This window comes from Salinicola tamaricis (genome assembly GCF_003006155.1).
GTDB classification, from domain to species: Bacteria; Pseudomonadota; Gammaproteobacteria; order Pseudomonadales; family Halomonadaceae; genus Salinicola; species Salinicola tamaricis.
In genome coordinates this window covers 1076430-1090498 of the sequence record NZ_CP023559.1, presented here as the reverse complement: position 1 = coordinate 1090498, position 14069 = coordinate 1076430, and the positions used below count along the sequence as shown (strand labels likewise).

The window sequence follows — 14069 nt, the reverse complement described above, 5'->3', positions numbered from 1 at the left end:
GACCTCATCTCCTCAGAGAACTCGCATCGAGTGATAAGGATCATCATGCCCTACGAAAAACTGCTCTCTCCGCTCCAGATCGGAGACATCGAACTCGCCAACCGGGTGCTGATGGCGCCGCTGACGCGCGCTCGCACCCCGGATAGCGTTCCCGGCCGCCTGCAGGCGGAGTACTACGCCCAGCGCGCCGGTGCCGGGCTGATCATCAGCGAGGCGACCAATATCTCGCCCACGGCGCGCGGCTATGTCTATACCCCGGGCATCTGGACCGATGCCCAGGAGGCGGGCTGGCGCCAGGTGGTCGATGCCGTGCACGGTGCGGGCGGCAAGATGGCGCTGCAGCTGTGGCACGTCGGTCGCGTCTCCCACGAGATGGTGCAGCCGGACGGCCAGCAGCCGGTGGCACCGAGTGCGCTGCGCGCCGAGGGGGCCAACTGCTTCGTCGAGTTCGCAGATGGCAGCTCCGGCCAGCATCCGACCAGTACCCCTCGCGCCCTGGACACCGACGAGATCCCCGGGCTCATCGAGGATTATCGGCAAGCCGCCAAGCGCGCCAAGCGTGCTGGTTTCGACATGGTCGAAGTGCATGCCGCCAACGCCTACCTGTTGCAGCAGTTCCTCGCCACCGGCAGCAACCAGCGCACCGACCGCTACGGTGGCAACGTGGTCAACCGCGCGCGGCTGCTGCTCGAGGTGGTCGATGCGGTGAGCGCAGAGCTGGGCGCCGGACGTGTCGGCGTGCGGCTGTCGCCCTTCATCGAGATATTCGGACTCTCCGACGACGAGCCGGAGGCGATGATGCGCTACCTTGCCGAAGAGCTGGGCCGGCGGCGTATTGCCTACCTGCATATCAACGAGCCGGACTGGACCGGCGAAGGCCCTCAGTTGAGTAACGCTTTCCGTCGCGATCTGCGCGAGCGCTTCAGCGGCACCCTGATCTACTGCGGTCACTATACCGCCGAGCGTGCCGAGGCGCTGATCGAGGCGGGCTTGGGCGATGCCGCGGCCTATGGGCGGCCCTATATCGCCAACCCGGATCTGGTCGAGCGCTTCCGGCGCGATGCCACGCTCAACGAGCCCGACCCGAATACCTTCTACGGGGGCGGCGCCGAGGGCTATACCGATTACCCCACGCTCGACTGATGCGGGGCTGTGTGGTGCCGATGGGGTGCCACACGGCGCGCTTGCCGCTATTCTTAGGCGACACGCCGATAGCGGCGATGCGGTGGCCGCTACGCTTTAGTGATCGCCGTCTAGCCGCTATGGTGTAGCGACGATGTTAGAGCAACCACGCTGTAGTGACGCGGCCGCCCCTGCGGTCCGCTTGGCCCAGAAGTGTAAGGAGAACCCCAATGCAGATCAGGACGTTGCTGGCCAGCGCCGCCACGGTAGCCTTGCTGGCAGGTTGCGCCAGCGGTGGCTCGCAGACCCAGTCTGGCACGGCCGACACCGGCGCCTCCGCCACCACCACGACCTACGAGGGCACGCTGCCCTGCCGTAGCTGCGACGGTATCGACCTGACCGTCAACCTCAGCGGCAGTGAGTCGTCGCCGGCGCCGGAGCGCACCTTCACGCTCGAGGCCGACTACATCAATCATCCGCAGAACCCGGGGCCGGAGCAGTATCAGGGCCAGTGGGACGTGATGACCGGGACCGCCACCGATCCCAAGGCCACGGTCTACGAGCTGACGCCGAACGGTGAGGGCCAGATCTACTACTTCCAGAAGATCGATCCCAACACCCTCGAGCTGATCGACCCGCAGCGCCGTCAGTTCGAAAACGGCCAGATGCTGCGCCTGACCAAGCAGTAAGCGCTTCGCGCCGATCGCCAAGGCGGCCTGCGGGCCGCCTTTTTTGTGTCCGCTCGCTCCCTCAGTGGCTGACACCGTGCCTGTGATTGTTTTGAGCAAAGCAGGGCAGAGCACCTCGGCTCTGCGATCCAGGACCGCTGTGGCACCATGGGTGCGACGATTTTCATCGCGATGACGGAGATTCCCGCACGTGGCCAAAGCGAAAAGTGCCTTTGTCTGTACCGAGTGCGGTGCGGAGTACAGCAAGTGGCAGGGGCAGTGCAGCAACTGCCGCGAATGGAACACCTTGAGCGAAATCCGGCTGACCAGCGCACGCCCCGGCGCCGCGGCGGCTTCGGGTAGCGCCGGGCGCGGCGGCTATGCCGGCGCGTTGACCAAGGAGGTGGTCGATCTCTCCGGCGTCGATCTCACCGAGGTGCCGCGTTTCAGCTCCACCTTCGAAGAGTTCGACCGCGTGCTCGGCGGTGGCCTGGTGCCCGGCTCGGCGGTGCTGCTCGGGGGGCATCCCGGCGCCGGCAAGTCGACGCTGCTGCTGCAGACCGCCTGCCGCCTGGCTCAGAGCAAGCGAGTGCTCTATGTGACCGGCGAAGAGTCGCTGTCGCAGGTGGCGATGCGTGCCCATCGGCTGCAGCTACCCACCCACGGGCTCAAGATGCTCGCCGAGACCAGCGTCGAAACGCTGCTGGCGGTGGTCGAGCGCGAACGCCCCGAAGTGCTGATCATCGACTCCATCCAGACCATGCACCTGGAGGATATCGGCTCGGCGCCGGGCGGGGTGGCGCAGGTGCGCGAATCCGCGGCGGCGCTGACGCGCTTTGCCAAGCAGAGCAATACCGTGCTGCTGCTGGTGGGCCATGTGACCAAGGATGGCACCCTGGCCGGGCCCAAGGTGCTCGAGCACATGATCGACGCCTCGCTGCTGCTCGAGGGCGGGAGCGACTCGCGTTTTCGTACCCTGCGCGGGCAGAAGAACCGCTTCGGCGCGGTCAACGAGCTGGGCGTGTTCGCGATGGTCGAGCTGGGCCTCAAGGAGGTCAAGAATCTCAGCGCGATCTTTCTCTCGCGCAGTGAAGAGCAGGCCTCCGGCAGTCTGGTGATGGTGGTGTGGGAGGGCACTCGGCCGATCCTGGTCGAGGTGCAGGCGCTGCTCGACGAGTCGGCGCTGGGCAACCCACGCCGGGTGGCGGTGGGGCTCGATCACAACCGTCTGGCGATGCTGCTCGCCGTGCTGCACAAGCATGGCGGTTTGTTCACCGGCGATCAGGATGTCTTTCTCAACGTCGTCGGCGGGGTCAAGGTGCTGGAGACCAGCGCCGATCTGGCGGTGCTGCTGGCAGTGGTCTCCAGCCTGCAGAACCGGCCGCTGCCGCGCGAGCTGGTGGTATTCGGCGAAGTGGGGCTCTCCGGTGAGATCCGCCCGGTGCCGAGCGGCCAGGAGCGGATCGTCGAGGCCGCCAAGCATGGCTTCACCCGCGCCATCGTGCCGCGTGGCAATGCCCCGCGGCAGGCGCCTGCCGGCATGCAGGTAGTGGCGGTGGACAAGCTCTCGGAGGCGCTGGAAGCGCTCTGATCCCGCGCCGGCGGCGCTGCCCACGGGCGCGGCGAGGGCATCGTTCACCGCCGCCGTCGGTTACACTGCACCTTGAACAACCATCGGGACCGCGTGAGGAGTGCGACCATGAGTGCCATCCGTCTGACCCAGTACAGCCACGGCGCCGGCTGCGGCTGCAAGATCGCCCCCGACGTGCTCGATCGGATTCTCGCCAAGGCGGGGCCCGGGGCCAGCAGTGACAAGCTGATCGTGGGCAACCAGGGGCGCGAGGACGCGGCGGTCTACGATCTTGGCGATGGCCGCGGGCTGATCTCCACCACCGATTTCTTCATGCCGATCGTCGACGATCCGTTCGACTTCGGGCGTATCGCCGCGACCAATGCCATCAGCGATGTCTTCGCCATGGGCGGCTCGCCGATCATGGCGCTGGGCATTCTCGGCTGGCCGCTGGACAAGCTGCCCGGCGAGGTGGCCGGCGATGTCGTGGCCGGTGCCCAGGCCGTCTGCCGCGAGCTGGGTATGGCGCTGGCCGGTGGCCACTCGATCGACGCCCCCGAGCCGATCTTCGGGCTGGCGGTCAACGGTCTGGTCGATCTCGCCCACCTCAAGCTCAACAGCGGTGCCAAGCCCGGTGACCTGCTCTATCTGACCAAGCCGCTCGGGGTGGGCATGCTGACAACGGCCGAGAAGCAGGGTCTGCTGAAGCCGGGGCATCAGGGCCTGGCGCGCGAGACGATGCTCGCCGCCAACGCCATAGGCACGGCGCTGGCCCGTATCGAAGGGGTTCACGCCATGACCGACGTCACTGGCTTCGGCCTGGCCGGGCATCTGAGTGAAGTGTGCGCGGCAAGCGGCGTCGAGGCGCGCATCGATTTCGCCAAGCTGCCGCGCCTGGCCGAGGCCGAGGCGTATCGGCGCCAGGGCGCGGTGCCCGGCGGTACGCGGCGCAACCGCGAGGCGATCGGCACGGCCCTGGGCGAGATGGACGAGGCGCACTGGCAGTGGCTGTGCGATCCGCAGACCTCGGGCGGCCTGCTGCTGGCGGTCGACCCGGCCTGGGCCGACGACGTCGAGCGCATTGGGCGTGAGCATCGGCTGGCGCTGGAGGCCTTCGGCGAGTGCGTCAGCCCCACCGGCGGTGCCCGGCTGATCGAGGTGCGGGGTTGAGCGGCAGCGAATTCGTCGAGGCCGATCTGGCCTTGCTCAAGTGGCCGCTGATCGATGTCCGCGCGCCGATCGAGTTCGCCGCCGGTGCCCTGCCCGGCGCCATCAACCTGCCGCTGATGGACGACGACGAGCGCCGCGAGGTCGGCATTCGTTACAAGCTCTCCGGCCAGGAAGCCGCGGTGGCGCTGGGCAACGAACTGGTGACCGGCGATCTGCGCGAGCGGCGGCTGGACGCCTGGGAGGCGGCCCTCGACGCGGCGCCCGAGAGCATCATCTACTGCTTTCGGGGCGGCATGCGCTCCAAGATCAGCCAGCAGTGGTTGCGCCAGCGGGGTCGACCCGTACCGCGCATTCGCGGGGGCTGGAAGGCGATGCGTAACGCGCTGCTCGGCCTGCTGGAGCAGCAGAGCAGCGGCCCGCTGCTGCTGGTGGCCGGGCTCACCGGATGCGCCAAGACCGCGCTGGTGGGGCGCTCGACAGTGGGATCGACCTCGAAGGGTTGGCGCGCCACAAGGGCTCCGCCTTCGGCCAGCATCCGCGGGTCGGCCCCTCGCAGATCGATTTCGAACATGGCCTGGCGCTCGACCTGTGGCGCCGGCCGCAGGCGCGGGTGGTGGAGGACGAATCCCAGCGGATCGGACGGCTGGCGATTCCGGCGACCTTCTGGCAGACGATGAAGGATGCTCCCTGTGTGCGCGTGGAAATGCCCCTCGACTGGCGCCTGGAGCAGATTCGCAAGGACTATATCGAGGACTTGAGTGCGCTCTACCACCGTGACTACGGGCCGCTGTTGGGCGAGGTGCTGTTTCGCAAGCAGCTCTCCGGCGCGCTCAAGCGGCTCGGCAAGCGACTCGGCAGCGAGCGCCTGGGGCGCCTGCTCGAGGCCCAGCAGCGCGCCTTCGGTGCCGTCGGCGAGCCCCAGGCCCACGACGCCTGGCTGGCCCCGCTGCTGCAGGAGTACTACGACCCCATGTATCGCCAGCAGCTCGAGAGCCAGCAGCGCCGGACCCTGTTCGTCGGCAGTTGGGACGAGTGTCTGCAAGCGGCTCGCGCCTGGAGCGCAGGGCACCGGGGCTGAGGCGCGGCGCCGGGGTTAGTCGAGCCATTGGCTCATGAGGCGATCCAAAAGCGCTGCCTGACGGTCGAAGCGCCTGGGGTCGGCGAGTAGATCGCCGCCGTCTGCCATCGTTCCTTCCTGCGCGCAGAGCGCCTGGGCATCGTTGGCGGTCAGCTCCAGGTGGCACTGCATGGCGATCACGCGGCCGCGATCCCAGACGAAGCCCTGTACCGGCCCGGCAGAGGTGCGGCCCAGCGGCAGGGCATCGTCGGGCAGGCCGAAGATGTCGCCATGCCACAGCAGCGCCTCAAAGGTCTCGGGAAGATCGAGCGGGCTGGCCGGGTCCAGGGTCAGGGTGCGCCAGCCGCGCTCGGGCTCGACCGCCGGCGAGACGATCGAGCCCAGCGCCTCGGCGATCAGGGCGGCGCCGAAGCCGATACCCAGCACCGGCTTGCCGCTCTTCAGCGCGCGATCCAGCAGCTTGCGCTCGCGCTTGACCAACTGAGGATCGAGCGGGCCGAGTGCATCCAGCAGGATCAGGCCGTCGAAGTGGTCCCAGGGCGGGGGCAATTCGCCTTCGTCGAGCCGGCAGCGATTGTGGCTGTGGCCCATGCCTTGCAGCCAGTCGGCCAAGCGGCCGGGGGCGAAAAGCGAGCTGTGCTGGAGAAAGTAGATATGCATGATAAGGTCATGATGCGGGCGCGTGGCGCCCTTCACAAGCGGAAAAAGATCGATCGATCATGGCGATACGCGCTTCGCTGCTAGAGCAGATCTACACCGTGGTGGCGCAGGTTCCGGCCGGCCGCGTGACCACCTATGGACGCATTGCCGGAATGACCGAGGGCGCTACCGCACGTCTGGTGGGCACCGCCATGCGCAAGCTCCCCGCCGGCCACGCGCTGCCCTGGCACCGGGTGATCAACGCCACCCGGCGGGTCGCCGATCATGGCGGTGCCAGTGAGCAGCAGCGCCTGTTGCGTGAAGAGGGTGTGGTGTTCGATGGCGCCGGTCGCGTGCCGGCGCGGCTGCTGTGGCCGGACTAGCCGCGGCCGACAAGCGCGCGGCCGGGTTTCGCGGTCACTCGGCGACGCCTCTTCGTCGGCCTTCACTCGCCCAGGTTCCTGTCTCTCATTTCTCATACTTGGCGCACGTAGCGTCGCCGCTGTCATTCTGGAGTTCCGATGTCCCAACCCGCCGCCAGTTTCAACCAGCGCCTGCGCGCGCTCAACCCGCGCCAACGTATCGCCTTCATGGCGGCGCTGTGCGAGCGCCTCACGCCCAACTACACCCTCTATGCCGGGATGAGTCGCATGGGCGATCCCAACGTGCTCTACAACGTGCTCGATCTGGTATGGGAGCGGCTGCAGGTCAAGAGTGCCAAGATCGACTTCGACAAGCAGGCCGAGAAGCTGGCGGCGGTAGAGCCGCCGGAAGCGGACGACAGCTTCGGTGCGCGGCGCGCCACCGAGAGCATCATGGCCTTGACCACACTGCTGGACGCGCTGCGCAGCGAGGCGCCGGAGGCGGTGCTGGAGGTGAGCCAAGTGTCGCGCAACGGTGTGCGCGCCTATATCGAGATGGTCGATGGCAGCGAGGATTCGGAGCGGCTCAACGCGCTGTTCCGCGAACACGAGTTGATGCAGGACGAGCGCGACTACCAGGATGCGGTGCTGGAAGCGGTGGAAGCCGATCCGAATATCGAGGCACTTCGCGAGTTGCGCACTCTGGGGCGTAACCAGGGGATCAGCAACCTGGGACTGAGCCTGGACTGACGCCGGGCAGGCATTGGCGCGAAACGCGCTTGAAAAGCGCTACATTAGGTTTATACGAAATAGGCTTCATACGAAAAATGCCTGCGCTCGCCGACTTTTCGTACCAATCTCAGGAGCTACCCAGCCAACTCGGGCGCGGAGCGTGCCCGTGACAAGCGACAACGACGGCCGTGCACGGCCAGACGTTCAAGGAGGAACTGCATGTCTCATCGTGTGGCGCTCGGCGCCCTCATGCTAGCTACCCTGGTGCTGAGCGGCTGTCAGAGCCTCTCCGGCTGGCACCAGGACCCGCTGCGTACCGAAGCGGTGACGAAGACGGCCCATGAGCCGGGGTGCGATGGCGACGCCTGTGCCGTGGTCGAGGCCGACTATCTGCGCTTCCCGGAATCGCCCGAGCTGTCGGCGCTGCTGCAGAAGCGGCTCTTTGCGCTGGCCAGCGGCCTCAGCGACGATCCCAACGGTAGCGCGATCGGCCGGGCCAAGTCGTTCGATGACTTCGCCGATCAGGTCTTCGCCGCCGCCAAGGAGGCGCGCCGCGAGGTGCCGGAGCTGCCAGGATATGCCGCCGATCTCGACGCCAAGGTGATCGCTGACCACGACGACCTGTTGGTCATCGAGCTGGACGGCTATCTGTTCAGTGGCGGCGCCCACGGTCTGCCGCTGACCCAGTATCTGGTCATCGACCGCGATATCCGCGAGCCGGTCTCGCTGGCCGAGATGCTGAAGCCCGGCCAACGCGCAGCCTATGACGCGGCGCTGGCGCGCGCCCATCAGCGCTGGCTGCACACGGATCAGGCTCAGGGGCTCTCCGCCGAGCAGTGGCCGTTCGTCATCTCCGAGAATGTGGCGCCGCTGAAGGACGCCCTGGCGGTCAAGTATCAGGTCTACGACCTGGCGCCCTACGCCGTGGGCCAGCCAGTGCTGACCATCCCCTATGCCGATCTCGAGGGCATCTTCCGCCCGCGCTATCTGCCCTGAGCTTTGCGCCCGCACTGAAGCACACCGCGCTCGAGCACACCCCAACAACGCAAGCGCCGCGACCCGATCGGGTCGCGGCGCTGTGCTTCACTTCGCTGTTCATCACTCCGCGCTTGCGGCTGCGGCGCAGATCTTGGCGCGCTCAGAGGCGCATTTCGATCCCGTGCTCGGCCATGTAGCGTTTGGCGTCGGGGATGGTGTACTCACCGAAGTGGAAGATACTGGCGGCCAGCACCGCATCGGCACCGCCTTCCTTCACCCCGGCCACCAGATGGTCGAGGTTGCCGACACCGCCGGAGGCGATCACCGGCACCTCCACCGCGTCGCTGATCGCCCGGGTCACGCCGAGATCGAAGCCGACCTTGGTGCCATCGCGATCCATGCTGGTCAGCAGTAGTTCACCGGCGCCGTAGTCGACCATCTTGCGCGCCCACTCGACGGCATCCAGCCCGGTGGGTCGACGGCCGCCGTGGGTGAAGATCTCCCAGCGCGGCGGTTCGCCCTCGGCGCTGACCCGCTTGGCGTCGATCGCCACCACGATGCACTGGCTGCCGAAGCGCTCGGCGGCCTCACGCACGAAGTCCGGGTGGGTCACCGCAGCGGTATTGATCGAGATCTTGTCGGCGCCTGCGTTGAGCATGGTGCGAATGTCTTCGCAGCGGCGGATGCCGCCACCCACGGTGAGCGGGATGAACACCTCGCCGGCGATGCGTTCGACCATCTCCACCGTGGTGCCGCGGTCCTCGTGGCTGGCGGTAATGTCGAGGAAAGTGATCTCGTCCGCGCCCTGCTGGTTGTAGCGCTTGGCGATCTCCACCGGATCACCGGCGTCGCGGATGCCGACGAAGTTGACGCCCTTGACCACGCGGCCGGCATCGACGTCGAGACACGGGATGATGCGCTTGGCGAGGGTCATGCGCGGCCTCCCCGGGTAGTGCCGCGGATCTCGTCGCTCAGCGCCTGGGCCTGAGCCACGTCGAGTGAGCCTTCATAGATGGCGCGGCCAGTGATGGCGCCGATGATGCCCTCGTCGGCGACCTCGGCCAGGGCGCGGATGTCGTCCAGGTTGGTGACGCCGCCGGAGGCGATCACCGGCAGGCCGCCATCGCGGGCCAGCGCGGCGGTTGCCTCGACGTTGACGCCCTGCATCATGCCGTCGCGGGCGATATCGGTGTAGACGATCGAGGTCACGCCGTCGTCGGCGAAGCGCTTGGCCAGATCGACCGCCTTGAGCGTGGAGACTTCGGCCCAGCCGTCGGTGGCGACGAAACCGTCGTTGGCATCGAGCCCGACGATCACGTGGCCGGGGAACTGTCGGCACATCTCGCCGACGAAGGCCGGCTCCTTCACCGCCTTGGTGCCGATGATCACATAGCTGACCCCGGCGGCGAGGTAGTGCTCGATGGTCTCGGCATTGCGGATGCCGCCGCCGATCTGGATCGGCAGATCGGGGTAGGCGCGGGCGAGGCGGTGACCGCTTCACCGTTGACCGGTTTGCCTTCGAAGGCGCCGTTGAGATCGACCAGGTCAGGCGCGGGCGCCGGCTTCCACCCAACGTGCGGCCATGGCCACCGGATCGTCACCGTAGGCGGTGGCGTCGTCCATGCGGCCCTGCTTGAGACGCACGCATTGGCCGTCCTTGAGATCGATGGCGGGAATCACCAGCATGTCGTCGAATCCTCTGCGTGTCGGCCAGCGCGAGCGCGGCTGGCACATGATCGGTGGGGGGGGACGGCGCGCGCTGGCGGCGTCCCGGGCGCTGCGCGCTCAGGGCGCCCAGTTGACGAAGTTTTCCAGCAGCTGCAGGCCGTCGCGGGCGCTCTTTTCGGGGTGGAACTGCACCGCGAAGACGCAGCCACGGCCGGTGGCCACGTGGGCCTCGACGCCGGCGTAGTGGGTCGCGCCGAAGACGTCGTCCGGGCTGGCGGCATCGACATAGTAGCTGTGCACGAAGTAGAAGCGCGCGCCATCGTCGATGCCCTGCCACAGCGGGTGAGCGTGGTGCTGAGCGACCCGGTTCCAGCCCATGTGCGGCACCTTCAAGCGCTCGCCGTCCGGCCCCACCAGCTGCTGGCCGAAGTGGCGCACGCGCCCGGGCAGGAAACCAAGACAGTCGATGCCGCCATTCTCGTCGCTGTGTTCGAACAGCATCTGCTGGCCGACGCAGATCCCCAGGAGCGGCTTCTGCTGAGCGTCGAGCAGCTCGCTGACCAGCCCACGCAGCTCGCTGCGTTCGAGCTCGCCCATGCAATCGCGGATCGCGCCCTGGCCCGGCAGCACCAGCCGCGAGGCGCCGCGAATCGCGCGCGGGTCGCTGGTCACCACCACGTTCTCGTGGGTGACGTGCTCGAGCGCCTTGGCCACGGAGGCAGGTTGCCCATGCCGTAGTCGATTACCGCAATCGTCATCGTGCGCTCCTCTTGGAATCGTTGGCAGCCGCCGGGCGGGCGGCAGGCGCCCTCACAGGCTGCCCTTGGTCGACGGCAGCTGGCCGGCCATACGCGGGTCTTCTTCCACCGCGGCACGTACCGCGCGGCCGAAGGCCTTGAAGATGGTCTCCGCCTGGTGGTGGGCATTGAAACCCTTGAGGTTGTCGATGTGCAGGGTCACCTGGGCATGGTTGACGAAGCCCTGGAAGAACTCCAGCACAGCTGGGTATCGAAGCGGCCGATGCTGGCGCGCGTGAACTCGACGTCCATGAACAGCCCCGAGCGACCGGAGAAGTCGATCACCACCCGTGACAGCGCTTCATCCAGCGGGACATAGGCGTGGCCGTAGCGACGAATCCCGCGCTTGTCGCCGATCGCCCGGGCGAATGCCTGACCCAAGGTGATGCCCAGGTCCTCGACGGTATGGTGATCGTCGATTTCGAGATCGCCGTCGGCCTCGATGGTGAGATCGAGCATGCCGTGGCGAGCGACCTGGTCGAGCATATGGTCGAGGAAGGGGACCCCGGTCCGGCTCTCGAGACGGCCACTGCCGTCGAGATTCACGGTGACCGTGATCTGGGTCTCTTGAGTCTGGCGTGACACCGTGGCTATGCGCTGGGACATGCGTGGGGAGTCTCCCGGTAGGTGTGGCGAGAATCGGCCATTATAGAGAATCGCCCCGGGCATCCGCTACAATGCGGGGATCACAGAGCGGCCTCGGCCGAGCCGCCGCGTTGACAGGGAGAGACAGGAGGCATGCCGGAAGCCGCGCGAACCAGCGATACCCTAGTGGGGTGTCGTCGAGATACCCGCCAATCATTCCTGGCCCCGCCAGCGGGCCACGCTGTCAAGGAGGTCCGGCGCGCATGAAAGGATTGATCAGAGCGCTGCTCGCGGCCGTCGGCGTGCTGGGCATCGTGGTCGTGGCAGCGGTGGTCTATATCACCACCTTCTTCGATCCCAATGATCTCAAACCGCGGCTGATCGAGGCGGTGCGCGATCAGAGCGGGCTCGAGCTGCGCCTGGATGGGCCGCTGTCATGGAGCTTCTACCCGCGCATCGGGGTCAGCGTGGCCGACGCCGAGGCCTGGCTTCCGCGTCAGTCCCACGACGACGAGCCCTTCGTCGCTTTCGACCAGGCCGAGGTGAGTGTCGCCTTTGCCCCGCTGTTGAGCGGCGATGTGTCGGTGGATGGCCTGATCCTCGATGGCATGCGTCTCAACCTGGTGCGCGACGCCCAGGGCCGGGGTAACTGGCAGACGCTACTCGACCGTCTCGCTCAGCGTGACGCTGCCGCCGACGCCACGGGCAAAAATGCCGGCGGCGCCCAGTCCGCGAACGGTGGTCAGGCTGAGAGCAGTGCTAAGAGTGATAGCGGTGGTCAGGCCGGGAGCGACAGCCAGCCGGTGGCGTTCGATATCGCTAATGTCCAGGTCGCCAACAGCCGTGTCCACTACGTCGATCCGCGGCGTCCGTTGGACGTCACGCTCTCCAACCTGTCGCTGACCAGCAGCAATGTCAGTCCGCAATCCTCGTTCCCGTTGCAGCTCTCTTTCGATCTCTCGGGGGAGCAGCCCAAGATGAGCGGCAACGTGCAGTTGAAGAGCCAGATGCGCATGGACCTGAGCGCCGGGCGCTACACCTTCGACAAGGTCACGCTCAACGGCAAAGCGCAGCTGCCGGACATCGCCGAACAGGCTCAGAGCGGTAATCTGAAGATCGCCAGCTTGGTGGCCGATACGCGTCAGCGCCAGTACCGCGCCGAAGGCGTTCAACTGGGGGCCTCACTCTACTCGCCGACACTGCGTGAGCCGCCGCTGTCGCTCGATCTCAAGCTCGATGCCAGCGCCGATCTCGATGCCGCTACTGCCGAGCTGAGCAATGTGGCATTGACCGGAGACGACAACCTCGACCTCAGCGGCAACGCCAAGGTTACCGCGCTGGATAGCGACCCGCGCTATCAAGGGCGGCTTAACCTGGCCGCGCTCTCGCTGCGCGACTGGCTAACCCGCTTCGGTGTCGACGTGCGCAGCGCCGATGACAAGGCGATGACCTCGTTCTCGCTGAGCGGCCCCTTCTCCGGTGATGCCCGGCGCGTGGACTTCTCCGATCTTCAGCTCACGCTCGATCAGACCCAACTGCGCGGCTCGCTCGGCGCGGCCTATGACGGCAGCGCGCTGAACTTCGATCTCGAGGGCGACAAGCTCGATCTCGATGCTTACCTGCCGCCGGCGGCGGCGAGCAGCGGCACACCGGCGCAGAATGACGCGAAGGCGTCCGACAAGGCCACCGCCTGGCTCGGTAGCCTCGGCATCGCCCCGGCGCTGGCGGCCGGCGAAGAGGCTGGGCTGCTGCCCGTCGACTGGCTCGCCCGGCTGAAGCAGGAGGGGCATCTGACGCTCGACTCGCTCACGCTCAAGGGTGCCAAGCTCAGTGACGTGGCGCTGGCCACCAGTGGTAGCGGTGGGCGCCAGCGGATCGATTCGCTGAGTGCCAACCTCTACGACGGCAGCGTCAAGGCCTCCAGCGCCCTCGATCTGCGCCAGTCACCCATTCAGCTCTCCTTCACCGAGCGACTGCAGGGGGTCCAACTGGCGCCACTGTACCAGGATGTGAGTGGCAAGCCCTCGCCGCTGCGCGGCACGCTCAGCCTGCAGGGCGACTTCGACTCGCGCACCAACACCCTCGCCGGCATCCAGCAGAACCTCAACGGCCAGGCGGCGCTGCGCATCGATGATGGCGCCATGCTCGATGTCAACGTACCGAAGCAGCTGTGCACGGCCGTTGCCACACTGGAGGGCAAGCAGTCCGATCGCGAGTGGAGCCCCGATACCGCCTTCGATCGGCTGCAGGCCACCGTGGTGGTGAAGGATGGCGTGGCGCACAACGACGATCTCGATATCGCTATCCCGGGGGTGAACCTGAGCGGCAAAGGGGAGGTCAATCTGGTCACCGACCGGCTCGACTACCGTGCCGCCGCGCGCCTGCAGAATACCGCCGACCAGGCCGCCTGCAGCGTCAACCCGCGCCTGGCCCGAATCGACTTCCCGATCCGCTGCCAGGGCAGCCTGACAGACGCGCCGGCCAGTTGGTGCAGCTTCGATCGCGAGGCGTTCCAGCGTTCGCTGGGGGCACTCGCCGAGGACGAAGCCAAGCACAAGGCCGGCAAACGAGTCGATGAAGTGCTCGATGACAAGCTCGATGAAAAGACCCGGCGCAAGATCGACGATGCCCTGGGCGATGGCGCCTCCCAGGAACTCGGCGACAAGATCCGAGATCTGTTCAAGTGACCGCCACTGCTAA

11 protein-coding genes and 4 pseudogenes are annotated in these 14069 nt (G+C 67.0%); 10 read left to right on the top strand and 5 right to left on the bottom strand.

From position 1 onward, the window contains the following. The first annotated feature begins 45 nt into the window (after window positions 1-45). The 6 genes and pseudogenes from CN538_RS05015 (at window position 46) to CN538_RS24990 (ending at window position 5608) form a co-directional block, all read left to right on the top strand. Entirely contained in the window at window positions 46-1143 is a 1098-nt protein-coding gene (locus CN538_RS05015; protein ID WP_106418760.1) for an alkene reductase, read from the top strand. A gap of 209 nt (window positions 1144-1352) precedes the next feature. Further along, on the top strand, window positions 1353-1811 hold the full coding sequence (locus CN538_RS05010; protein ID WP_106418759.1) for a copper resistance protein NlpE N-terminal domain-containing protein: 459 nt from the start codon (window positions 1353-1355) through the stop codon (window positions 1809-1811). A 190-nt stretch (window positions 1812-2001) separates the two neighbouring features. Further along, window positions 2002-3381 carry a DNA repair protein RadA gene (gene radA, locus CN538_RS05005; RefSeq protein WP_106418758.1) on the top strand — a complete coding sequence of 460 codons (1380 nt, stop codon included), beginning with the start codon at window positions 2002-2004 and terminating at the stop codon, window positions 3379-3381. A gap of 108 nt (window positions 3382-3489) precedes the next feature. Then, window positions 3490-4530 carry a selenide, water dikinase SelD gene (gene selD / locus CN538_RS05000; protein ID WP_106418757.1) on the top strand — a complete coding sequence of 347 codons (1041 nt, stop codon included), beginning with the start codon at window positions 3490-3492 and terminating at the stop codon, window positions 4528-4530. Continuing rightward, window positions 4482-4847 (top strand): annotated as a pseudogene (locus CN538_RS26665) (rhodanese-like domain-containing protein); the annotation flags it as partial. The gene selD and the pseudogene CN538_RS26665, both read left to right, overlap by 49 nt. 128 nt (window positions 4848-4975) lie before the next feature. After that, entirely contained in the window at window positions 4976-5608 is a 633-nt protein-coding gene (locus CN538_RS24990) for a hypothetical protein (protein WP_479725164.1), read from the top strand. Between the two features lie 15 nt (window positions 5609-5623). Here the strand turns inward: CN538_RS24990 and CN538_RS04990 are convergent, their stop codons facing one another. Continuing rightward, window positions 5624-6268, bottom strand: a complete 645-nt coding sequence (locus CN538_RS04990) for a type 1 glutamine amidotransferase (RefSeq protein ID WP_106420556.1) — start codon at window positions 6266-6268, stop codon at window positions 5624-5626. 59 nt (window positions 6269-6327) lie between these two features. On the opposite strand from CN538_RS04990, the gene CN538_RS04985 reads away from it, so the two are divergent. The 3 genes from CN538_RS04985 to CN538_RS04975 all read left to right on the top strand — a co-directional run bounded on the left by CN538_RS04985 (window position 6328) and on the right by CN538_RS04975 (window position 8337). Further along, window positions 6328-6630 (top strand): MGMT family protein, encoded by a 303-nt coding sequence (locus CN538_RS04985; protein ID WP_106418756.1) that lies wholly within the window; start codon window positions 6328-6330, stop codon window positions 6628-6630. A 138-nt stretch (window positions 6631-6768) separates the two neighbouring features. After that, window positions 6769-7359: a YjaG family protein gene (locus CN538_RS04980; protein ID WP_106418755.1), complete on the top strand. Its 591-nt coding sequence runs from the start codon at window positions 6769-6771 to the stop codon at window positions 7357-7359. A gap of 201 nt (window positions 7360-7560) precedes the next feature. Then, window positions 7561-8337, top strand: a complete 777-nt coding sequence (locus CN538_RS04975; protein WP_106418754.1) for a DUF3298 and DUF4163 domain-containing protein — start codon at window positions 7561-7563, stop codon at window positions 8335-8337. 142 nt (window positions 8338-8479) lie between these two features. Here the strand turns inward: CN538_RS04975 and hisF are convergent, their stop codons facing one another. The 4 genes and pseudogenes from hisF to CN538_RS04955 all read right to left on the bottom strand — a co-directional run bounded on the left by hisF (window position 8480) and on the right by CN538_RS04955 (window position 11243). Next, window positions 8480-9253, bottom strand: coding sequence for an imidazole glycerol phosphate synthase subunit HisF (hisF, locus tag CN538_RS04970; protein WP_106418753.1), 774 nt, complete (start codon window positions 9251-9253; stop codon window positions 8480-8482). Further along, window positions 9250-10005, bottom strand: a pseudogene (locus CN538_RS04965) (1-(5-phosphoribosyl)-5-[(5-phosphoribosylamino)methylideneamino] imidazole-4-carboxamide isomerase). The gene hisF and the pseudogene CN538_RS04965 overlap by 4 nt, the downstream one beginning before the upstream one ends. 99 nt (window positions 10006-10104) lie before the next feature. Continuing rightward, a pseudogene (hisH, locus tag CN538_RS04960) lies at window positions 10105-10745 on the bottom strand (imidazole glycerol phosphate synthase subunit HisH). A 52-nt stretch (window positions 10746-10797) separates the two neighbouring features. Continuing rightward, a pseudogene (locus CN538_RS04955) lies at window positions 10798-11243 on the bottom strand (imidazoleglycerol-phosphate dehydratase). Between the two features lie 389 nt (window positions 11244-11632). Here CN538_RS04955 and CN538_RS04950 point away from each other — a divergent pair. Beyond that, the gene (locus CN538_RS04950; RefSeq protein WP_106418752.1) at window positions 11633-14056 is read left to right on the top strand and encodes an AsmA family protein; all 2424 of its coding nucleotides are present in this window, start codon (window positions 11633-11635) and stop codon (window positions 14054-14056) included. Window positions 14057-14069: the final 13 nt, after the last annotated feature.

Bases quoted from the DNA above. Each gene is read 5' to 3' on its own strand.
- CN538_RS05015 (WP_106418760.1), top strand. From the start codon at position 46: ATGCCCTACGAAAAACTGCTCTCTCCGCTCCAGATCGGAGACATCGAA.
- CN538_RS05010 (WP_106418759.1), top strand. From the start codon at position 1,353: ATGCAGATCAGGACGTTGCTGGCCAGCGCCGCCACGGTAGCCTTGCTG.
- selD (WP_106418757.1), top strand. From the start codon at position 3,490: ATGAGTGCCATCCGTCTGACCCAGTACAGCCACGGCGCCGGCTGCGGC.
- CN538_RS24990 (WP_479725164.1), top strand. From the start codon at position 4,976: ATGCGCCAAGACCGCGCTGGTGGGGCGCTCGACAGTGGGATCGACCTC.
- CN538_RS04990 (WP_106420556.1), bottom strand. From the start codon at position 6,268: ATGCATATCTACTTTCTCCAGCACAGCTCGCTTTTCGCCCCCGGCCGC.
- CN538_RS04985 (WP_106418756.1), top strand. From the start codon at position 6,328: ATGGCGATACGCGCTTCGCTGCTAGAGCAGATCTACACCGTGGTGGCG.
- CN538_RS04980 (WP_106418755.1), top strand. From the start codon at position 6,769: ATGTCCCAACCCGCCGCCAGTTTCAACCAGCGCCTGCGCGCGCTCAAC.
- CN538_RS04975 (WP_106418754.1), top strand. From the start codon at position 7,561: ATGTCTCATCGTGTGGCGCTCGGCGCCCTCATGCTAGCTACCCTGGTG.
- hisF (WP_106418753.1), bottom strand. From the start codon at position 9,253: ATGACCCTCGCCAAGCGCATCATCCCGTGTCTCGACGTCGATGCCGGC.
- CN538_RS04950 (WP_106418752.1), top strand. From the start codon at position 11,633: ATGAAAGGATTGATCAGAGCGCTGCTCGCGGCCGTCGGCGTGCTGGGC.